This is a genomic window from Paenibacillus alba (assembly GCF_013204855.1).
Taxonomy (GTDB): Bacteria; Bacillota; Bacilli; order Paenibacillales; family NBRC-103111; genus Paenibacillus_E; species Paenibacillus_E alba.
Genome location: NZ_JABMKZ010000010.1, coordinates 91,687 through 114,168 on the forward strand (window position 1 = coordinate 91,687; position 22,482 = coordinate 114,168).

The window sequence follows — 22,482 nt, forward strand, 5'->3', positions numbered from 1 at the left end:
TACGTAGGAAAGGAACCATTAAATATGTTTATAGGCATCACTTTATTGACTTCTTTTCTATTGAGCTTATTATTTACGCCATTCGTCAAAGGTATTGCTTTACGATATAGGATACTAGATGTATCGAATACCACGCTAAAGACACACACAATAAATACGCCCTATTTAGGCGGGATATCTATTTTTATTTCCGTTTTGATTACATCTGTCTTCATGATTTTACTGTACAAGATGATGATTTCTTTGGTGCTAATCGGTTTGCTTATTGCCTGTTTTATGATAATTGCGACAGGTTTAACGGATGATATGTACAATCTTCGCCCTCTAACTAAAATATCCTTTCAGATCATCGCGGCATCCTTGGCATGGTTAATTGGAATTAGAATCCACTTAACCGGACTAGAACAACTAGACATTATTGTAACGATTCTATGGATAGTAGGCTTGTCTAATGCTTTTAATCTAATTGACATCATGGATGGCTTGTCCTCTGGTGTGGCTGCTATTTCATCTATTTTCCTAGCCATAATTTGTCTGGAACTCGGAGAAATCATGAGTGCATTGCTGTTTTTATCTATAGCGGGGGCCTGTTTCGGATTTCTGATCTTTAATTTTAATCCTGCGCAGATTTTCATGGGGGATACGGGAAGTTTATTTTTAGGATTTCTCATTGCCTGTTCAACAACAACTATGTTCCAATATCAGGCAAATAGTCAGGTCGTAGTGCCAGTTATTATACTTGGCATACCCATCTTCGAGACGATATTCATTTCTTTCTTACGCATTAAATCGGGCATTCCGCCATGGCAGGGTACGAAAGATCATTTCGCGCTGCGGTTAGTTAAACTCGGTTATTCGGTCAAGCGTACGGTCATATCAACCTACTTATTTGGTATATTACTAGGCTCCATTTCCTTGATGTTCTTTTATTCAGGCAGCCCGGCGCTCTATAGCTTCCTTCTAATCACAATCCTTTTAACCGTAATCGGATGGCTCTTAAGCAACGTTGATATTAGCGAATCACAACATTCTTAAAGGAGGGACTATGGCCAAAATTGTATTTATTGTTCCTTATTCTAAATACTATATCCATTTTAGCTGGGACTTGCTAGAAAACTTAATGAAAGATGGGAATGAAATAATAGCTTTAGCACCTGATGATAGCTTTCAGCACGAGCTTGCAGCGATTGGCGTCAAATTCATCAAAACCCCACTCAATAACACTGGCTTAAATGTATTCTATGATATCTACACCATTTACATGCTGGTCAAAAGACTAAAGAGCCTGCAACCAGACATGGTTATCTGTTACTCTTTAAAGCCTATCCTTTATGGAGCATATGCCGCACGGTTGGCCAAAATAAAAAGTACATGCTCATTCGTAACAGGAATAGGGTACGTTTTTATCGGGAACACAATGATGCATAAAATTCTTCTCCTTATCGTGAAAATACTATACAAGTTTTCATTAAAAACTAGTCATAAAATTTTTTTCGAGAATCCTGACGATCTATTATTATTTAAATCTCTTCAATTAATCAGCACATCCAATGAAGCGGTAATTGTAAATGGGTCGGGTGTAAACATACATAAATTCACCTACTCTCCTCCTACAATTAATCCTCTTTCCTTCCTAGTTATTTCTAGAATTATAGCTGACAAAGGTATTTTTGAGTTTATAGAAGCCGCAAAGATACTAAAACAAAAGTACCCCCATATTAAATTCAAACTGCTTGGTCCTTTTGTTAATAACCCTAGTGCAATAAAGCGAGACTTAATAAATGAATGGGTACATCAAGGAATCATCGATTATCTAGGCGAAACAACAGATGTACGTCCATTTTTAGCCGATGCCAGTGTATTTGTTTTACCCTCTTATCGAGAAGGTACACCAAAATCCACATTGGAAGCTATGGCCATGGGATTGCCAGTTGTCACTACAGATTGCCCTGGATGCAGAGAAACCGTTGAAAACAATGAAAATGGCTTTTTAATTCCTCCAAAAGATTCTCGATCGCTTGCTATGGCAATGGAGAAATTCATAATTGATCCCGGTCTTGTTCCCATTATGGGAAAAAAGAGCCGAGAGATTGCCGAGAGAAAATACGATGTGCGGAAAGTAAATCATTTTATTATACAAAGCTTAGGCTTAGAATAAGGTGAGGGAACACAATGACTATTCATGTTATTGGAGCAGGAGTGACAGGTCTTTCATTTGCAAAGGCTTCTAGAGATGAAGTCAATATACTTGAATCCTGTGAGCGTATCGGCGGGAAGGCTTTATCTTATAAAGTAGAGACAAGCGTTGGAACTTTTGGATTTGATGTAGGTGGTCACTGGTTCCATTATCAAAGATCACCTGCAGTTTTGGATATCCTCAAAGGTCTCGATCTAAAAGCACATACTCGCAAGGCATTTGTTTATTTGCATGAACAATTTTTCAAGTTCCCTATTCAGCAAAGTTATATCTGGCACCCCGACGAAAAATTTGTAGGTACTGTAAAAAAAGAGCTGCAAATGGTCAATTATGATCATGAATACACGAACTATGAAGAAATGCTGCAGCAATCCTATGGCTTAACCTTATATGATTCATTTTTTAAAGATTATAATTCCAAAATGTACGGCATACAGGACCTGTCAGTGATTGGTGTCGGAAGATTCGAAACCATCCGTAATGTTCGAACGAATCGAAATGTTACTGGGTATAACGGCGATTTTGTATATCCAAAAGGAGATATAGGTGCGAGTGGCATCCCCCTTTTTTTAGCTGATCATTTACGAATTAACTACAACAAAAAGGTCAAGTCTATCAACATTACAAACAAGACCATGAACATTAACAATGAAACGGAGTCATGGGATACGATTGTATCAACGATGCCATTAAATTCATTAATTGGCATGATTAACGATGTGGATGACCATATCTTAGCGTTATCGAAACAATTAAAATTCAGCAAAGGGATGATTTTGAATCTCGGGGTGAAAAGAACTCAACTGCAAGAGGACATGAGCTGGGTTTACTTTCCCGACCCCCATTTGCACTTTTATCGGGTGGGTTTCTACAGCAATGTTGAATCAAGTCTAGCACCTTTGGGATACTGTTCGATGTATGTTGAGTGCTCTCCCTTATTTTTTAGCAATAAAGAGGAAGCATTAGCCATTGTGCCGACAATCATTAAGGAACTTATTGAAATTGGGTTTATCGGTCATGCAGATGAGATCGTCACTACGAAAGCCATTTATCTTGATCACAATTATTGTCTGCCAGATACATCAAAAACGAAAGTCATTCATCACTATTTGGAGAGTGCAGGCATCTATAGTATTGGAAGATATGGCAGTTGGCATTGGTCAAGCCAGCATGAGGATATGCAGCAGGCTTGGGACTTGGCGAATAAACTAACTTTGCGTAACTTAACGAAAACCAAAAAAATGACGCAGCAGTCATTAGTCACACAAACATTTTGAATGCGCGACGTGAAAGTACTTTGCTGATAAGAACAAAAGTCATCTTGAGCTTATGATAAATGCCCAAGATGACTTTTGTATTTATTAATTAGTGAATTGAAGTTTGGATAGCATTCTACTTAAAATGACTGAGCTCTGAGCCCTAGTCGCCATTGCCGCCGGATCGAATTTCCCAGAAGCCACACCTTCTACAATTTGGTTGTTAGCGATGATATAAATGGATTCCCTTGCCCAATTTCCAAACAACTGCTCATCTACAAACGTTATTTTCTCGCCTGGATTGCTGCTGTTGGTGTATCCGGCAAAGTTCATTGCACGATAGATCATTACTGCCATCTCTTGGCGAGATATAGACTGATTCGGATGGAATGTCTGATCTTCGTAACCAGTTACGATACCTGCTTCCGCTGCAGCGTACACTTGGCCCTCAAACCAGTCACTGGAACGAACATCGGCAAATCGGCTTTTCGGCGAAGCGACAGCGTTCAGTCCGATTGTCCGAGCGATCAGTGCGGCAAATTCCGCACGGGTTACCGCTTGGTCCGGTAAAAAATCCGCCTTGGAAACGCCTTGCACAATCATTTTGCTCGCCATGCGCTCAATGTCATCTTTGGCCCAATGATGATTCACATCAGCAAAGGTGACATTGTTATCCAGCAGCAAGTAAGTACTGTTCGTTCTGCTGTAGATCGTAGCTTCTGTTCCGGAAACAGTGAAAGGAACCGGTTGGTACACGACATTCCCGTTGCTATCCGTCTCCACGCGAACCGCCGCCATAGGACGCCCGGCTAAAACCGTCTCCGTATTAATGAAACGCGGCACATATTGCGAGAAGCTAGAAATCTCTACCATCTTTCCGTCCGTAGACATGACCTTAACTGTAAACTCGACTGCGCCAAGCACCTCTTGAGCGGAAGCTCTCGCTCTCGCCTTCTCCGCCTCAGCCGCATTTCTGCCAATAGTCACTTCTACAGTGATTTGGTCCTTCGATACACCAAGCTTGGCTGCCAAATCTTGAACATGGATCTGCTTTGCCGGAAGCTCATAGCTCCCTGTTTTGGTTTGCACTCTTACGGATTTGATCGCTGCCTCCGCTGCGACTTTTTGCAGCGCGTTGTTCGTTAAGGTCACCCTAGTTTGATCTACGTTCACACTAGTGTCCACTGTTAGAATAAGCTTGCCGCTGCTGCTGTTTTTCAGCGCAGCATCAATGATCTGATCGTCTACTTGAGCTAGAGCTACCTGCTTCCCGTCAACGATTTTAATTTCTGATTTAATTGTACTGACTTGATCCGTTTTAGTATTAGGTATAACAGTTGGCGTGTCCCTTGAATCTGGGTTCATTGACACAGAAGAAGCTAATTTCAACGATGGTCTGAGCGATTCAAATTCTTTTTCCTTTGCATAAATTTCTAGGTTTATTCCTTGTTTCTTCGAGTCTACAACCATAAATGTTGCCATACCACCTTGTTTGGCAAGGACAAAATCAGATAATGTCTTGGTGGATATATCATAAGAATCTACTTTATAGCCTTTCATTGTAAAGCTGCCGAGATAAAAAGCGGTCTGACCTTCGCCTGCGACATCCGCGCTGCCCGGGCTATGATTGGGTGAATTGCTCCAATTTATCGTATTTTCACTCCAACTGCTATCGTTCAATCCATACACGCTTAGGACGACTGTTTCATCACCTGGATTGCTGTCTGTTAGCTTTCCACTTAACTGCAGCGCGGCATTCGTTTTCCCGTTCACACCGCTCAAATCGTATTTGAAATAAGCTATGCCGTTGACACTACCACTGCTTTTCACTGTAAGATTCTTCGCTTTGTCAGAAGATCCTGTGCCATAATTTTGCTGTGGATTCGCTGCCTCCACCCATGCATCTTCAGAGGCATGAATTAGCGAGTCATAGACGACATTTCCTGAAGAGTTATCCACGTTATAAAGAGTATTGTTTAAATGGTTATCTTGCATGACCATGCCAGACCCTTTGATAATCTTAATACCATTGGCATTACCAACAATCGTATTGCCAATCAGTTGAATATCTCGCGGATCCCCAGCTCCGACGAAATTGGCATTCGTATCACCGATATCATAGTCAGCTACAATCGGATGATCTGTTTTGGTGAAATTTTGTATAATATTTCCTCTTACAACGCTTCTAGGTGCATTCAAAATGCTAATCCCGATAATATCTTGATTGTCGTTTGTACGAATTAAAGTATCATCAAGCTCAATCTTGTTGTTCTCAATGATAGTATCAGGCGAATTCATCGTGAGAGAAATGCCTTCTGCTGAATTTCTAATCGTATTATCGTGAATATAGTTGTATGGACCTGATTCACTGTGATTGCTCGGGAAACCGCCGCCTGTATTACCCAAGCCAACACCGGCTCCTCTGCGTACCCCGTCAATCGTGTTTCCGTACACTTCATTCAGGTACTCATTTTCTCCATGAAGGTCGATAGAGTCGAGTGTCGTGCTGGAGAATTGATTGTTTCTTACAACATTATTATGCGAATAGTACTCAATAATGACCCCATGCCGCAAAGCAACTGTTCCATCAAAGAAGTTATTTTCCACCAAAGCGTTCAGCGAATCATCATTCATACCGTAATGATCGTCCTTCGGCTTTCCTTGGATGGATATGCCATAGCCCGATCCACTTGGACCTATATCCGTAGCCTTGCGGAAGATGGAATTTCTCACGGTAACATCGCTAGCTTTGCTAAGTCGTATACCCATTTGTTGAAATTTCTCGAAAATCACATGATCGATCACAATATTATTGGGCCCAGGAGAAGCTGCATTCGCTTGATCGATATAAATGCCAGTCTTAGGACCGCCACTGCTAGGACTTAAAATACCTGGGTCTGTCGAATACGTGTTATTCCAAGTAGACGTAATCGTTAAATTAGAGATGACAATATTATTGAGACTGAATATCAATAGTACCCTACCGCTTCCTGCCGTAATGCCGGTACTTGTAACATGACCTGTGTCATTAGGAGGGCCAAACCCGTTATCCATATCTGAAAGCAGAACAGCACCTTCACGGCTTTCTCCTCTGACATTCACCCCAGTCTTTAGCCGGATATGGGAATTTGCATCCGTAGGATGAGCAGAGAGCAATTTATACACGCCATTTGGCAAATAAACCTCATCACCGGGCTGGGCATTGTCAACTGCTTTTTGGATGGCTGCTCTGTCATCACTCACGCCATCTCCCTTTGCGCCATAGGCAGTGTCCTTGACATTCAAGGTTCTTCCCACTACTTTATTTGGTTCAGGCAGTACATGTACGGTGCCATCTGGATTATACAAACCCGCTTTGGATGGGCGTACGGCTGATCTTGGCGTCACAGGTGTTCCTTGCGAATATGGCGCATTGACCAGACCGTTCGGATTCGGGGAATACAGATGCACTACCGTGTACCCGTTATAGTCTGTAGCGGAATTCCCGTTCCCAATAATTCTGACATAACGCGCATCCGTATCAGGCAGATCAAAATTTTCCATCTCCAATACAGCACCGCTGCTATTTCCGTTATATAGGGTATGCCATGTTACTGCATCGCTCGAGGCTTGAACTTGAAAGGAATATGATCTTTCATTCCCTTTATAAAAAGCGATACCTATACATCCAATGGATGATATTTTACCGAGGTCGAATTGAATCCACTGGCCTTTCCCATCAGCTCCCCACCGAGTCGTTAAATCATCCTTCACATTGACTTGCTTATTGCCAGAAGCCGGATCTTGATCCCGTGTGCCATCATAGCTGCTGGCTGTAATTTGTGTATCGTCTAACTCATATTTCATTTGCGGGGTAGCCGCAGCCTCATTGGAGTTCGCACTATGAATGCTGCTTGCATTCACGTCCTGAACGATATAGAAATAAGTCGTCCCATTCTGAAGATTCGTATCCGTGTACGTGGTGTCCGTAACATTAGAGGCAACAATGCTGTAAGCACCAATAGAGGTACTCGCTCTTTTCACCACATAGCTGATAGCGCCGACGACAGGCTGCCACTGCAGCTTGGCAGAATTATATCCTGGGATGGCCGTTAAGTTTTCCGGTGCGTCTAAAGCCGGGGCTATATATAAAGAAACCTCTGATGAGTTTGGGCTTTCTCCCTTAGAATTAAAAGCTGAAACCACATAATAATAGGTGCTGCTTGTGTTTAGTCCTGTATCCATATAACTGGTTAAAGTGGGATATACCGTGCCAACAACAGTTTCAGCGCCGTATGGACCACCGCTTACTAAGCTGCGTTTGATATGATAGCCCGTTATTTGGTCTACTGCATTCCAAGATAAGGAAGCTTGCCCGTCACCAGGCGTCCCGTGGAATTGCGTCGGCGCAGCAGGTGGAGCTTGTGTGGAGGCCAGAGCTTTGACTGGAAGTTCGGAAGAGATCAACCCGTCGATGTAATCCTCATTGTTGGCTTTGGCAACAGAACTAACAACATAATAGTATTGGGTACCATTGATCACCCTATTATCTGTATAAACCCCATCGGTGACGGTTGCAATTGTCGTATACGGACCACCGCTCGTTGTGCTGCGCTTCACCGTATATTGTTCCGCTCCAACGGCTCCAGACCAAGTCAGATTTATCTGATTGTCTACAGCAGCTACCGCAGTTAAGCCAGTAGGCGCGTTAGGAAACACTTTCATAGCATGAAAGTTGTCTATATAAGCTTCGATGGACGAAGTTGCATTAACGCCGACCTTAGTCGAAGCGGTAGTAATGCTCGTATCCGTAACTGTGAGAGTTGGTCCGCCGGCTATGGAACCGATCAATCGAGAGCCTTTTACAAGCAGCGTTAAAGTGTAGTATTTATTAGCCGTAAAGTTGGGAATGGGCTGCTGCGTTATAATTGCAGTAGTGCTGCTAGTTCTTTTAAGCAGCTGCAAATTCCCATTTTTAATAACCAAGCTGTAGTAATCGCTGTTACTGGCCTGTCTCGCATCGATACCTACTTGACCCGAAGGGCTGGCGATTGTTCCTGTTGTCACTACTTTGATATCAGCAGATACTAGCACATCCGTAGCATCAAACACGTAACTTCCTGTTCCCCCAATAAATACGGTTGTAGATGCTGTGCTTGGATTCGTTACCTTTAATGCTTTGGAAGCCCCATCTTGAACAATACCCCAAGGATTCGTACCCGCATTTGATTTCCAGCCGAATTGCGTGTCCCCATTTCCACTTGTTCCAAATGTTGCTGCCGTCGTAAAGCTTTCAAAATCCTCAGCCCATTCATTTGCCGTATTTAACGTAGCTGCTGTAATCAACTGTACGGGTAGTATAAACATGATCAGCAGCGTCATACAGAGAAGAATACTTATTTTTTTTCTAATTAATTGCAACCTCATTCTAAACACCCCTTTTGATCATTCATAAAATTGAACCCATCTCTTCGGAAAACGCTTACAATTTTAATCGGACAATACGACGCTTCATTTCCATCCCCTCTCTGGACAAAGAAAACCAACGTTCTTCGACAATTAACTCTCTTTTTTATATCACGTTTAAAACGATGGACATAGAAGTTTTCCCATACTTAGTTGTCAAATTTTTAGGTACTCCTATTTCCCTGTATGGAGGACTTCTGATTCCGTGGGCGCTGCCAAAGCAGCTAAAAAGCCCTGCCTGATCTCCATAGCGTGGCTGCGGGAGGTTAAGCGGGCTTTTTTGTTGTCATTCCTATGCTGCTATTATCCTCTTCCGCCAATTAGGTAATCCATCATTTCTATTCTCGCATCCTCCATAGCCGGAAGTTCACTTTTCAAGTACACTTGAATTTCAAATGAGATAAGAGCTTGCTTTAAGTAATGAAAAACTTCTTCCCTACAAACCCATACTTCTTTTGGCACGACTTGAACTCTTTCGATCATCTCTAGGAGAAATTCCGCCATTTTACCTTGAATTCCAGATTGATCAGTTAAACCGAATTGCAAGATTTGTTCAGATTCTTGATCAACGATCAAACCTATCATCGGATAGTACGGCCTCTGACCTTCGTCAATCGGCACATACGAAAAAAAACAATCTATTTCCCAGATCCCAACAAACCCTTTAAGCAATTTTTTTGCTTTGGCTAGACGAAACTCATCTATTGGATTTGCCAGATACTCATTTGCATTTGCTTTCTCCAAAATCATTGGTTTTAGCCATTCATCTGACCAAACCAAATTCTGCCTACCTCCATCTGAAACCCTTGTTAGGAAAACATTATCCTCTCTTATAAAAATAGCATCCAGGTTATTCTTATATGCTTGGACTACTTCAATCGCTTGTTCCAGCGCCAAACTTAGAAACAGTACCTCTTCCTCATTCTGAATCGGCCACGGAAAAAAACCAGGCTCATATAATCTGAACGTCGGCCAAGCATTCGCTCCTCGGAACTTCAGACCAAGCTTTTTTATTTGTTTTAACTCGGCGGGATACAACTCCGTCCTAGAGTCGAATGAAAGCATCAAGCAATGCTGGGAGAACATCGGATCTATCTCCTGTGTCCCATTCAGCATGCTTAACAACGTCTCCAGGCTTTCTGTCCCTAAATAAACAGCCAGGCCATACATCTCGCCTCCATTGCCTAGAATGCAGCAATATCCTATCTCTTTGTTGAACGGGTTCTCAACACCAAAAATATGACTGTTTGTTACATAACGCCAGCATTCTGCTTTTTTAAACGCTGTTGCTGCCTCAAAAAGACCTTTCCATTGCTCCGAAGTCGCTTTCAACTGATTCATTATTTATTCAGCTCCCATACATAAAAAATCTACTTAATATCTCCGTTATGCAATATACTTCCCAAATCAAAGACACACGCCGTAAAAGCAAACGAACGCAAATTGTCTTCTTTTCCGAAAACCTCTCGCTTTTGAAATAAACCTTGTTCTAATCCGTACACCTCAACCGTTTGATGAGCTGGGTCAACAATCCAGTATTCCAGAACTCCAAACTTTTCATATGTTTTATATTTTTGGTTTCTATCTTTAATCGCAGTAGATGGAGATAATATTTCAACGATGAGCTTGGGAGCGCCTTTGCCTCCTTTGTCATCTATTTGAGTTGGATTACAGATTACGGTTAGATCTGGCTGACAGACCGTATCGGGATTATCGTATTCTTCTATTTCACTTAATCTCACGTCAAACGGAGCGATAAAAACCTCACATGATGAACCTTGCAGGCATGTGTGAAGCTCAAGAAACATACTCCTTAAGATCCGTTGATGTGTTGTAGAGGGAGCAAGTGTCATATTAAATGGTACTCCATTAATTAACTCCCATCTGCCTTCCCACTCCAGCAGATCTTGCAATTTATAGCGATGATCCTGTTCAGGCACTTTCACGAAAAGTTCCTCGCTCTCGACACTATTTCCCTTATTTTAACACAATGAGATGAAAACTCGAAGTTGCATACACACTGGGCTTCATTCGTCTCAAATCTTATCTACTCTCACATTATAACCAAGCGTGATCGTTCAAACCATGTCTCTTTTACAAATATCACCCGTGGGATGAGATCGTAAAGCCGCATCGTGCGCGCTTATTATTCCAAAGATGGATACGTCTAGTTTCATGGGGATTTCAAAAGCAACTAAAAAGTCTGCTTGATCTCCGATGTATGTTGCCGCGGAGATCAAGCAGACTTTTGAATGGCAAATGAATTAGTTACTTTTCTCCCGGAAACAAAACAGCAGCAATGGCGATCACGTCATCTACTTGCTCAAAATAAACTCTGAATTCCCTAACCAAAATACGGGTTATTCCCCTGTATTCACCAAACCGCTCCGTATAAGCCTTACCAATTACCGGATTCTTCAAGTAATCTTCAACTCCAAAACAACTTGAGTGATGAAATCGAATGTTTGAACCCATTGACCGAGCGAGTAGTCATTCAGCAAAATCCTTAGGGGACAATGATTTTAAAAGCTCCGCAGTTGACATGCCCTTACCTTGATTGTATTCTTCACGACTTTCATTAATCATGCGCTTAAGTTCCGGGTTCACTTTAACTTCAGAACTAATGGAAAGATGATCTTCCTCTTGAAGAACAACCGTAAATATCCCTTTTCCAGGTATAAAAAACTGACGAACGGAATGCTCACTATCCATAGTAGAAATAGTTTCCATAAGTTCTTCGGATTTATTTATTTTTTCCATTATTATCACCACCAATTATCTTCACTTATAGATTGATTATAACATCTTTATGTACTTGTAACAGCCGGCCATCTCACTGGTTGCCTCTCTAGTCTCTCTCCATTGGATTTCATCCAATGTTTCTCCCCGTCTGGCTGATGGTTGAGGCGTGCTACTGGAATTTGTCCAATAGAATATGGCGGAAAGGATCCATTTAGGCAGCCGGGCGTGAATACCATTGGAGAAACTCCAGTATCTCCAATGTACTCAAGACTCGAATAGGGTTCCTGTTGGATGTTTTCCATTGAAAATGACGAATCCGCCTCCCGCCCCTTTTATTCTGACGAGAAATTCCCATCCTATACCACATATCACCAGCACACTTGAATATATTTAGTAACAAGCTTTATTCCCATCAAGGTCTGTTTCAGCGTCAAGCTTGCCATATCATTCCAAAGATCAACCCCAAGGAGGGCCCACATGACAGAACCCCTATTTGTCGTATCCAAAGAGGATTGGTCGCTGCACCGCAAAGGATACCAAGATCAAACACGGCATCAAGAGAAAGTGAAAGAAGCCATCAAGCAAAATCTGCCCGATCTCGTAACTGACGAGAGTATCGTCATGTCTAATGGCAAGCAAGTTGTAAAGGTGCCAATCAAAAGTTTGGATGAGTATCGCTTCCGATACAATTTCAACAAAGGTAAACATGTCGGTCAAGGAGACGGCGACTCCCAAGTTGGCGATGTGCTCGGTACAGATCCGCAGCCGGCGCAAGGTCCGGGCAAGGGTGAAGGCGCGGGAGACCAGGCAGGCGAGGATTATTATGAAGCGGAAGTGAGCATGGAAGAGCTGCAGGCAATGCTGTTCTCCGAGCTGGAGCTGCCGAATTTGCAAAAAAAAGAGAAGCGCAACATGACGACGACTGAAGTCATTTTCAACGATATTCGCAAGAAAGGCATCATGTCGAACATCGATAAAAAGCGAACGATCATTGAGAATCTACGTCGCAACTCGCGCTCCAACTCGCCCGGTATTCATCATATTAGCCCGGATGACCTTCGCTTCAAGACATGGGATGAAGTCGAGAAACCTCACTCGAATGCGCTTATTATCGCGATGATGGATACGTCCGGTTCCATGGGTTCTTTTGAGAAATATATAGCCCGCAGCTTCTTCTTCTGGATGACGCGGTTCCTTCGCACAAAATATCAGAATGTGGAGATTGTGTTCATCGCCCACCATACCGAGGCTAAGGAGGTCACGGAAGAAGAATTTTTCACCAAAGGAGAAAGCGGCGGCACCATCTGTTCTTCGGCGTACCAGACTGCCATTGATATTATCGACAAGCGGTATCCGCCTTCGCAATTCAATATTTATCCGTTTCATTTCTCTGATGGTGATAATTTGACGTCGGATAATGAACGCTGTGTGAAGCTGATCACCCAATTGATGGAGCGCTCCAATATGTTCGGGTACGGGGAGGTCAATCAATATAATCGCAGCAGTACCTTGATGTCTGCTTTCCGCCATATCCATGACCCCAAATTTCTGCATTATGTCATCCGTGAGAAAGGCGAAGTTTACAAAGCGCTAAAAACCTTTTTTACCAAGCAGGAAGGGGTGGCTGTTCAGTGAAAACCGAAATGCAGCAGCTTGAATACGCCATTGATGAAATTACCGAGATTGCCAAAGGGTTTGGCTTGGATTATTTCCCCATGCGATATGAGATATGTCCGGCGGAAATTATTTATACATTTGGCGCTTATGGCATGCCAACCCGCTACAGCCACTGGAGCTTCGGGAAAAATTTCCACCGAATGAAAACGCAGTATGATCTCGGTTTAAGTAAAATTTATGAGCTGGTCATCAACTCGGACCCTTGCTACGCTTTCTTGCTAGACGGCAACTCGCTCATCCAAAATAAACTCATTGTCGCCCACGTTCTAGCGCACTGCGACTTTTTCAAAAATAACGTTCGCTTCTCCAAAACGAATCGCAACATGGTTGAAAGCATGTCCGCTACAGCGGAGCGCATTCGTCAATATGAGATTGAGCATGGTATTGATGAGGTCGAACAATTTATTGATGCCGTGCTCGCGATTCAAGAACATATCGATCCTGTATTAACGTTATCGTATGGACAGAGCCGCAAGCGTCAGGAAACACATAAAGCCTCCACACCCAATGCCCGTTCTGAGGCCACTTATGGGTATGAAGATTTGTGGGATCTTGATGGGAGAAACAAACCTTCCGAACCGACGGACAAAGACGAAAACAAACGGTTTCCGCCTCAGCCAGAGAAAGATATTTTGCTCTTCATTGAGGAAAACGCGCCCTATATGGAAGACTGGCAACGGGATATATTGACGATGCTCCGCGATGAAATGCTCTATTTCTGGCCGCAGCTGGAAACGAAAATCATGAACGAAGGCTGGGCTTCGTACTGGCACCAACACATCCTGCGTGAGCTGGATCTGACGGAAGAGGAAACCATTGAGTATTCCAAGCTCAATTCATCCGTTGTAGTTCCTTCCCGCCATACTTTGAATCCGTATTATCTCGGGCTTAAGATTTTCGAAGATATTGAGAAGCATTGGGACGATCCGACACCGGATGAAATCCGAATCCAAGGCCGCAAGCCCGGAGAGGGCCGCGCCAAAATATTCGAAGTCCGCGAGTACGAATCTGACACCTCTTTTATCCGCAATTATTTGAATAAACCGTTGGTGGAAGAACTTGATTTATATGTGTTCGAGAAGAAAGGCCCCGAGTGGAAGATTACCGATAAAACGTGGGAAAATACGCGCGATCAACTTATTTACTCCCGTGTCAACGGCGGTTTTCCCTATATCGTTGTTGAGGATGGCGATTACCAGCGAAGCGGCGAGCTGTATTTGAAACATGCTTTCGAAGGCGTAGAGCTCGATCTCAAATATGTGGAGAGAACCTTGCCCTATATTTACAAGCTTTGGGGGAAAACCATTCATATGCATACCATGGTGGAGGATAAGCCGGTGTTGTTCAGCTTTGATGGGAAGAAGCATCATCGGCGTTTTCTGTAAGCTCAAAAAACCTCCGATTTCACGAAATCATCGTGATCTTGGAGGTTCTTTGGCATCTACTTCGGCCCACTAAGTTGGTTATAATGCAAACAAATGAGGCATTGGCACATGCAATTCTTTGAAGACGTTGGATTGTATGGTTTCTTGTTCCGTATACAGTTGACGAATCTGATAGCTTCCATCCTGAAGTGAATACACATGAACCGTTTGGTTCCCTGGATCGACGATCCAGTATTCCTGAACCCCATACTTCTGATATAAATTGAATTTTTCATTAAAATCCTTAAGTGCAGTGGATGGGGAAAGCACTTCAATAATTAACGTCGGAGCACCTAGACAGCCATTTTTGGTGATCTGATCCTTGGAACAAACAACCGAGAGGTCAGGCTGTGTAACATGATCTGGCGACTCGTAATTATCGCTTTCGCTAAAAAATATATCAAATGGAGCCACGAACACGTAGCAGCTCTGATTCTGGAAATATGCCCGCAAGGCAAAATGAAGTTCCCCAACAATAAATTGATGTAGTGAGGTTGGAGCCGGCGACATATTATAGGGTTTGCCATTGATTAACTCCCATGCTCCATCCCATGTTTGCCAGTCTTGAAAAGTGTGGATTTTCTTCTCGTCCGGATTTGACACGATGTTCAACCTCCTTCTGATCATTCAATATATGACTTAAACAAGTGTAACATGTTTAAGATCAGTATTACCAAAATAATAACAGTTGTTTCACATCTCTCACAGTATTTTGACAGGGGGTCAACAATGCATTAAAATCCTTCAGTGCAGTGGATAGGGAAAGCACTTCAATAATTAACGTCAACAATAGAGGGAACTGTTTTATTGTGCGATTTCTGCTAAAATAGATGAAAGAGTAGAATCGAATTGGAGGCGCTAATTATGCAATGGGAAGAAGTTCGCACAATTTATCCCGATCAATATGTGAAGCTGCAAATCCTTACGTCCCATACGGATGGAAACATCAAGTTTGTAGACGAGGTTGCCCTAATTCGAGCTATTCAGGACCCGAAGGAAGCAACACGAGAATTGCTAAGTGCGAAGGATGGGGTCATTGTATCTCACACCTCAAATAATGAACTAAAAATTGAACTGCGTACACTTCGAGGCTTGCGAGGAGTCGTACAACATGAATCTACTTTGAAACTGGTGATGAAATCGTAACTGCCTTCGGTATTGGCGGTGAAGAGAGCTGCTTTCGAAAATTGTTTGATGTTGTCCAATTAGGTACTTTCCATTCTGAGAACTTCAAACTAGATATAGGATCATTGCATGAAAAACTTGACATCAATGGGCTTCTCGGATTAGATCTGCTGATGGATGCAAATATTATTCTTGATCTTGCTGAACTTATCATGTATCCATCTACAGACAAAAAATAAATGCCCTCCGTTCATAATACAAAAGCCCAAGCACCCAGGATAATTCCTCAACGCTCGGGCTTTGCTTTTTTGTAAATGCTAATTCACTCTCCGATTCTTCTTTATAAAATACATAATGAGATACCCTAAGGCAACTATTCCTGCACTTGCTAGACAAACTAGTACGGCTATTACCGTTATTGTTCGAGTTAGTATGTAATAAGCAAACAATCCTGTTAAAAATGATAGGACTACGTTACTAATCATTTTTTTCACTTAAGAAACTACTCCCCCTCAAATCATTTTCTAGTAAATATATTAATAAATATATATCAAGAGTCGCGCTCTTCATATAGCTGAAGTACGGCAATCACGACTACGACAAAAGTAGTGTGATTCCGACAACGCCAATCGACGGACATCCAATCAAAGAGATGCTATTCTTAATATCTAATTCATTTGAATTAATTTTCTTGAAGGAGATGAGTTGTAGGTGAGAATGAATATTTTATTCAACAAAAAGCCAATTTCTGTTAATTTCATTGGAACGGACCACAAATTAATTCCCTCTCTGATCAACGCTCTTCGTTATAACAAATTCACAACGATGAACTTGGTTCACTCCGTTGAACGTGTTGATTTGTTTAGTTCGGAAGCGATTTTATATGCGAAAGATGGAAATAAAGCTAGAATCCCAATTTTTTAACACATGATCCCTACATAAGCGTGATGCCCTTTCGTTAAGTGATATTTCACTTGCCGGAAGGGTTTTTTTGGTTAAAATAGAATATTCTATAACAGGATTCATAGACTAATAGAAATAAGCTGATTCAAGAGATTAGGAGTTGCCCTCATGCCATTAACTCAATTTGCCAAAAAGCCCGCACCTTACTTACTGATCTGCCTCCTTATCATGATTGCTAGTTTCATATGGACCCTTATTATAGGCATCCATCTCTGGGTGAAAACAACCCCGAATCCCCCATACTCTTCGTATAGCATCACCCACGCCAACAATGGTGTGACGATCCATAGCATTCGCACGCCGCCCGAGAACATCGGACTTAAAGCGATTACTTCGAATGTCGTGGACACCAAGATCAACGGGATCAATGGCGGGTTTTTCTGGGAAGGATATCTCCTTAGCATCGCTGTCATTAATGATCATCCTGTCAAAGGACAACAGGGGGACTACGGCTCTGGCTGGTTTAATATCGACCGCAAACGCGGGACGCTCGTCTGGGATGAGAAAGCCCAAACCTTCACGATTCAAGTCGTGGAAAATGCAGAAGATCTGAAGGTGATGGATCGCAATCATTACTGGGCGCAGGGAGGGGTCAGCATGGGACTCCAAAATCCGGATGGCTGGGCTGCACAAGCCGTATCCGAAGAGATGCCGGTCATCGACGAGAAGCGAATGCGTTCAGGCATTGTCTACGATCATAACAACAACGTCTATCTTATCGTTTCACCTACACCTTGTACCGGTGAGCAATTCCGCACAGCGGTGCTGGAACAGGTGGGGAACGGACAGCTGGTCGACGGGCTTTTCCTAGATGGAGATGGCTCTTCACAGCTCAGAGTCGCCGATTATACGCTTCCCGGGGACCATCGCGATGTATTCCAGATGATTGCTTTGTTGAAATGAAAAAACCTAGCCTGCGGCTAGGTTCTGTACAATCCGAGCATATGGGTTCAGTTCACTTAGAAGGTTACATGATCGGGGTCAGGGCCAATCCGCTTGTTCTCATTAAGCGAATCAATAAGAGCTACGTCCTCAGCGCTTAGCTCAAAATCAAAAATAGCTGCGTTCTCGCGAATGCGATGCTCTGTAACTGATTTCGGAATGGTGACGACACCATGCTGAATATCCCACCGCAGCACAATTTGTGCCGGAGATTTGCCGTATTTGTCAGCTAGCTGTTGCAGTACTGGCACATCGAGTTTGCCCTGCATCAGCGGACTCCAAGCTTCCAGCTGAATGCCATGCTCACGCGTATAAGCGAGCAGCTCTTTTTGTGCTAATTGTGGATGGTATTCCACTTGATTCACAGCAGGGATGACGCCTGTATCTTCAATAACGTGCTGGAGATGATGAATTTGGAAGTTGCTTACGCCGATCGCCCGTACGAAACCTTCCTTTTGCAAATGAACGAGGGCTTTCCAAGTCTCCCGGTAAGTGGCGGTAACCGCCCAATGCACCAAGTACAGATCAATCGTTTCCAAACCTAGCCGCTGCCGGCTGGCATCGAACGCTTGCAGCGTAGATTCATAACCTTGGTCTGCATTCCATACTTTGGTCGTTACGAAAATGTCGTCACGCGGCACGCCGCTGTCTCGTAGACCTTGTCCAACACCTTCTTCATTGCGATAAATTGCCGCTGTATCAATGCTGCGATACCCCAGTTCAAGGGCTGTTTTCACTGAATGAATGACTTCCTGGCCTTCTTTGGTTTTGTAAACCCCAAGACCCAGCCACGGCATATGTACGCCATTATTGAGGATGACACCTTCCGTGAATGCTTGATTGGCATGAGTGCTCATAAACAGATAACCTCCAATAAAAGTATAATAGTAGGACGGCTCTAGGAAGAGTGCGCTACCTACTAGTTTACCATTTTTGGCTCTGTTTACATACTCGTATGCTCGTGGATTAAATCCATTTTCAGCTTCCACAGAGCTGTGCTCAGATTCACTCGGTAGCCCTCCGGATTCAGCTTGCGAAGATACTGGGGCCAGAAGGATTTCATCTGCTCAGCATGATAAGCGCGAATCTCATCCAAGGATGGCAGTTTATAGACAAGCTCGCCACCTGCAAAAATGTTCTGAAGCAGGGGAATCGCCTCATAATGATCAATGAATTTGAAGATGTAGGGGTGGATCGGATCGAATAGCTTGATCCGTTCGCCATTCTTCACATCTTCTTCTTGCTGTAGCGCCAAATAATCAGCTTCTGCTTTGCCAGTCTTCTTATTCATGATGCGATAAGCATCCTTGAAGCCCGGATTGGTCACCTTCTCCGGGTTGCCTGAAATCTTGATGACGGGCACGATAACACCGTCTTTCTCCCGTGCCACAAGCTTGTACACCCCGCCGAGGGAAGGCTGATCGGCAGCGGTAATCAGCTGTGTTCCGACGCCCCACACGTCGATCTTGGCATCCTGGGCTTTCAGCCCCTCGATGATGTTCTCATCCAAATCATTGGATGCGACAATCTTCACCTCGGGAAAGCCCGCTTCATCCAGCATGTGCCGAGCCTGCTGGGATAAGTACGCCAAATCGCCGCTGTCGAGGCGAATCGCGTTCATGCGCTTGCCGCGGCTCTGTAGCCGCCGCGCCGTTCGGATCGCGTTCGGCACACCGCTGCGCAGCGTGTCGTAAGTATCGACAAGCAGCGTCACCTGCTCCGGCAGCGCGTCGGCATAAGCACGGAAGGCTTCCTCTTCCGTGTCATGCGCCTGCACCCACGCGTGGGCATGGGTGCCCTTGGTCGGGATGCCGAACAGCATCCCGGCACGAAGATTCGATGTCGCATGGAATCCAGCGACATAGGAGGCTCTTGCGCCCCAGATCGCGGCGTCAGCCTCTTGGGCGCGTCTTGTCCCGAACTCCAGTAAAACATCGTTCGGCGCAACCTGCTTAATTCGCGATGCTTTCGTCGCAATTAAGGTTTGGTAGTTCACGAAATTGAGAATCGCTGTCTCCACGAGCTGCGCTTCAAAGATACTCCCCACAACACGAACGAGCGGCACATTAGGAAAGACAAGCGTGCCTTCCGGTATAGCTTGCAAATCACCGCGAAATTTGAAATCACGCAGCGCGGACAAGAAATCCTCTCGGTAATTTTCTTCCTGCATCCGCAAGTAAGCGATCTCTTCCTCACCGAAATGCAAGTTCTGGATATACTGGACCACCCGCTCCAAACCTGCACAAACCGCATAGCCCCCTTCGAACGGAAGCTTCCGAAAATACACCTCAAAAACGGCCTTCGCTTTATCTGTCCCCTGGAGAAAGTGGGCATACATCATATTAATTTGGTATTTATCCGTATGCAGCGTTAAATTGCTCTCACTCATCCGTACTCATCCTTTCCACTGACGACAATTCTATATACCCAGTATAAACCAACCTAAAGCTATTCACACAATCGGTGGAAGCTTTAGCTCTGATCCGGATAAAGATTCGAATAATTCACCAGTATCGTCATGAAGCCAAGCACTACAAATGAGAAAAATGCCATTAATTCCAGATGATACACATTGGGAACAAAAATAAACAACACGCCGATTACACAGCAAATCCAATTTGGCCATACCTTGCTTCCAGATTTCCCTAGAGCCAAAATCGCTAATACAAACTGTAAACTCCCAAACAGTACGCAGCTATAGAGGGCGCTAGCATTTGCCTCAAAACCGAATACCCAAGGGCTTACCAGAAACCAAATTCCCATACAGGCGCATAATAAATTTTTCATATACATAGTCATTTCTACCTCCCAGAACATTTTGCCTGAGCCTAAAAATGTCTTCGTCAATAGGCAAGCTTCGAATTACTATAGTATATGCAAACGCTTACACATATGTGCTATGAGAATAGCCTCTATCTTACCTAAATAATTAGGTGAATAGAGGCTTACGTTTAAAATATCAAATTAATTTGTTCATGAAATTTTAAAAGAATTCACCACTTGATGCAAATCCATCGCAATGTCAGCCAGATTTTTGGCGGAAGACGTAATTTCCTCTGTGGAAGCCAGTTGCTCTTCTGTAGCGGCTGCTACAGATTGCGCCGTTTCGGCTGTTTGCTGCGCAACGGAACCAACACTTGCTACAGTAGCTGCAACTTGTTCAGAGCTTGCCGCCATTTGTTGCGCAGCTGCCGCGGTCTCTTGAATTTTGCTCGCCACTTCTTGAGAGGCGCTTACGATTTGCCCAAATGCATGCTCTGCGGCGCCAACTTCCTTCAAACCATCCTCCACATCTGAAAGCCCTGCGTTCATCACTTGAGCGGCACGTACGGAATCTCTTTGAATGCTTGAAATCAGCTGGGTAATATCACGGACAGAATCATCCGTCTGTGCAGCTAATTTGCGGACCTCGCCAGCGACAACCGCAAAGCCTTTGCCGCTTTCGCCTGCACGCGCCGCTTCAATTGCCGCATTCAATGCAAGCAGATTCGTTTGTGAAGCAATGTTGCCAATGAGGGTGGAGATTTGCCCTATGCTCTGCGAATGCTTTTCAAGCTCTTGAATCACTTGATTTGCTGCATTCACAGATCCGCTGACAGATTGCATCTTGTTCAAGACACGCTCCATAGAGTGGGTTCCTTGTTCAGCCATTTGCGTTGCGGTGATCGATAAATCAGACACATCGGAAGTCGTCTCAGCGATCCGCTGTATCCCGGAGGACATTTCTTCCATCGCTCTGCCGCACTCCATCGCGCTTTGAGCTTGACTATCAGCACCAGTTGCGAATTCCTGAACTGCCTTAGCTACATGATCCGAAGCAGATGCATTTTGCTCTGAGCTGGCGAACAATTGCTGTGAAGAGGCCGCTACGCTATTCGAGGCTTGCAGCATTTGCGTAACCGAGTGACGCAAGTGCTCCACCATAAGATTAACGGAGTTGACTAACATGCCGATCTCGTCCTTATTTTTAATTTGAATAGGCTCAATTGTCAGATCACCGTTCGCAATCCGATTCAAGGCTTGAGAAGCTTTACGAACAGGGGTGGAGATATTGCTGACTAGAAAGTAACACGCTGCCAGCATGAATAGAACAATTATACTTAACACGATAAGTGATGTTTTTACGCTTTGATTATATACATTTATGCTATCTTGTTCTGCCTGCACGCCGCCATCTTGATTATATTTCACCATGTCCGCCATCGTTTTTTGCGCTTTGCCGAAGGATGTCGACAAGACTTGAAAGCTTTCTGCAGCTTCCTTTACTTTGGTTGGATCCGCGGATAGCTGTTTGTTTGTCACATAAGCTGCTTTAAAATCATCCCAATCCTTATCCAGTTGTTTGGCCACTTTCTCATCTTCTGGCCCAGATAAAGATTCCTTATATTTCGCTAACAATTTATCGATCTCTCCAATTGCTTTCTCAATTCCCGCATCCAATGGCTCATGTTTTTTCGTATCAGGCTCTAACTTTTTCTGATAATAGAGCGTTAATATATGCTCAGAATTATAATGAACCTGATCAATCATTTGAATCCCTTTCATCCAATCATTTGTAAGCTTTTGGTTATTATCCTTCAAGGCCCCCATCCGACTCATATCCGTGAAGCTTAACCCTCCAATCAGGATAAAAATGATTGAAAACACCAGAATCATTTTCGTTCGAACTGTAAATCGCATGAGTTAATCCCTCCAAATTTGAATGAATGAT

At 43.6% G+C, this 22,482-nt stretch carries 18 protein-coding genes; 8 read left to right on the forward strand and 10 right to left on the reverse strand.

Annotated elements, in window-relative coordinates:
- Nucleotides 1-24: 24 nt before the first annotated feature.
- From HQN90_RS15195 to HQN90_RS15205, 3 genes are read left to right on the forward strand one after another with little or no spacing between them, the layout of a single operon-like run.
- Nucleotides 25-1,035, forward strand: a complete 1,011-nt coding sequence (locus tag HQN90_RS15195; RefSeq protein ID WP_173220057.1) for an MraY family glycosyltransferase — start codon at nucleotides 25-27, stop codon at nucleotides 1,033-1,035.
- Between the two features lie 10 nt (nucleotides 1,036-1,045).
- Complete coding sequence (locus HQN90_RS15200) at nucleotides 1,046-2,158, forward strand: glycosyltransferase family 4 protein (RefSeq protein WP_173220060.1); 1,113 nt, start codon at nucleotides 1,046-1,048, stop codon at nucleotides 2,156-2,158.
- A gap of 14 nt (nucleotides 2,159-2,172) precedes the next feature.
- Entirely contained in the window at nucleotides 2,173-3,474 is a 1,302-nt protein-coding gene (locus HQN90_RS15205; protein ID WP_173220063.1) for a protoporphyrinogen/coproporphyrinogen oxidase, read from the forward strand.
- A gap of 84 nt (nucleotides 3,475-3,558) precedes the next feature.
- Here HQN90_RS15205 and HQN90_RS15210 read toward each other — a convergent pair whose 3' ends face one another.
- From HQN90_RS15210 to HQN90_RS15230, 5 genes are all read right to left on the reverse strand, one after another.
- Nucleotides 3,559-8,859, reverse strand: coding sequence for an S-layer homology domain-containing protein (locus HQN90_RS15210; protein WP_173220066.1), 5,301 nt, complete (start codon nucleotides 8,857-8,859; stop codon nucleotides 3,559-3,561).
- 342 nt (nucleotides 8,860-9,201) lie between these two features.
- On the reverse strand, nucleotides 9,202-10,239 hold the full coding sequence (locus HQN90_RS15215; RefSeq protein ID WP_173220069.1) for a DUF7309 domain-containing protein: 1,038 nt from the start codon (nucleotides 10,237-10,239) through the stop codon (nucleotides 9,202-9,204).
- 29 nt (nucleotides 10,240-10,268) lie between these two features.
- Nucleotides 10,269-10,844: a Uma2 family endonuclease gene (locus tag HQN90_RS15220; protein WP_173220072.1), complete on the reverse strand. Its 576-nt coding sequence runs from the start codon at nucleotides 10,842-10,844 to the stop codon at nucleotides 10,269-10,271.
- 322 nt (nucleotides 10,845-11,166) lie between these two features.
- Complete coding sequence (locus HQN90_RS15225; protein WP_173220075.1) at nucleotides 11,167-11,319, reverse strand: hypothetical protein; 153 nt, start codon at nucleotides 11,317-11,319, stop codon at nucleotides 11,167-11,169.
- 69 nt (nucleotides 11,320-11,388) lie between these two features.
- The gene (locus tag HQN90_RS15230) at nucleotides 11,389-11,658 is read right to left on the reverse strand and encodes a hypothetical protein (RefSeq protein WP_173220078.1); all 270 of its coding nucleotides are present in this window, start codon (nucleotides 11,656-11,658) and stop codon (nucleotides 11,389-11,391) included.
- Between the two features lie 459 nt (nucleotides 11,659-12,117).
- On the opposite strand from HQN90_RS15230, the gene yhbH reads away from it, so the two are divergent.
- Both yhbH and HQN90_RS15240 read left to right on the forward strand, forming a co-directional pair.
- Nucleotides 12,118-13,275 (forward strand): sporulation protein YhbH, encoded by a 1,158-nt coding sequence (yhbH, locus tag HQN90_RS15235; RefSeq protein ID WP_079421254.1) that lies wholly within the window; start codon nucleotides 12,118-12,120, stop codon nucleotides 13,273-13,275.
- A gap of 8 nt (nucleotides 13,276-13,283) precedes the next feature.
- Nucleotides 13,284-14,702: a SpoVR family protein gene (locus tag HQN90_RS15240; protein ID WP_173220245.1), complete on the forward strand. Its 1,419-nt coding sequence runs from the start codon at nucleotides 13,284-13,286 to the stop codon at nucleotides 14,700-14,702.
- A 78-nt stretch (nucleotides 14,703-14,780) separates the two neighbouring features.
- Here the strand turns inward: HQN90_RS15240 and HQN90_RS15245 are convergent, their stop codons facing one another.
- Nucleotides 14,781-15,368 carry a Uma2 family endonuclease gene (locus HQN90_RS15245; protein ID WP_173220081.1) on the reverse strand — a complete coding sequence of 196 codons (588 nt, stop codon included), beginning with the start codon at nucleotides 15,366-15,368 and terminating at the stop codon, nucleotides 14,781-14,783.
- Between the two features lie 237 nt (nucleotides 15,369-15,605).
- On the opposite strand from HQN90_RS15245, the gene HQN90_RS15250 reads away from it, so the two are divergent.
- The 3 genes from HQN90_RS15250 (at nucleotide 15,606) to HQN90_RS15260 (ending at nucleotide 17,732) form a co-directional block, all read left to right on the forward strand.
- Nucleotides 15,606-15,887 carry a hypothetical protein gene (locus HQN90_RS15250; protein ID WP_173220084.1) on the forward strand — a complete coding sequence of 94 codons (282 nt, stop codon included), beginning with the start codon at nucleotides 15,606-15,608 and terminating at the stop codon, nucleotides 15,885-15,887.
- Nucleotides 15,888-16,577: 690 nt separating this feature from the next.
- Nucleotides 16,578-16,790 carry a hypothetical protein gene (locus HQN90_RS15255; protein WP_144028689.1) on the forward strand — a complete coding sequence of 71 codons (213 nt, stop codon included), beginning with the start codon at nucleotides 16,578-16,580 and terminating at the stop codon, nucleotides 16,788-16,790.
- Between the two features lie 147 nt (nucleotides 16,791-16,937).
- Nucleotides 16,938-17,732, forward strand: a complete 795-nt coding sequence (locus HQN90_RS15260; protein ID WP_173220087.1) for a hypothetical protein — start codon at nucleotides 16,938-16,940, stop codon at nucleotides 17,730-17,732.
- 56 nt (nucleotides 17,733-17,788) lie between these two features.
- On the opposite strand, the gene HQN90_RS15265 is transcribed toward HQN90_RS15260, so the two are convergent.
- From HQN90_RS15265 to HQN90_RS15280, 4 genes are all read right to left on the reverse strand, one after another.
- Complete coding sequence (locus tag HQN90_RS15265) at nucleotides 17,789-18,628, reverse strand: aldo/keto reductase (RefSeq protein WP_173220090.1); 840 nt, start codon at nucleotides 18,626-18,628, stop codon at nucleotides 17,789-17,791.
- 86 nt (nucleotides 18,629-18,714) lie between these two features.
- Nucleotides 18,715-20,160, reverse strand: a complete 1,446-nt coding sequence (locus HQN90_RS15270; RefSeq protein ID WP_173220092.1) for a nicotinate phosphoribosyltransferase — start codon at nucleotides 20,158-20,160, stop codon at nucleotides 18,715-18,717.
- A gap of 83 nt (nucleotides 20,161-20,243) precedes the next feature.
- Nucleotides 20,244-20,564 carry an SPW repeat protein gene (locus HQN90_RS15275; protein WP_173220095.1) on the reverse strand — a complete coding sequence of 107 codons (321 nt, stop codon included), beginning with the start codon at nucleotides 20,562-20,564 and terminating at the stop codon, nucleotides 20,244-20,246.
- Nucleotides 20,565-20,744: 180 nt separating this feature from the next.
- The gene (locus tag HQN90_RS15280; protein ID WP_173220098.1) at nucleotides 20,745-22,451 is read right to left on the reverse strand and encodes a methyl-accepting chemotaxis protein; all 1,707 of its coding nucleotides are present in this window, start codon (nucleotides 22,449-22,451) and stop codon (nucleotides 20,745-20,747) included.
- Nucleotides 22,452-22,482: the final 31 nt, after the last annotated feature.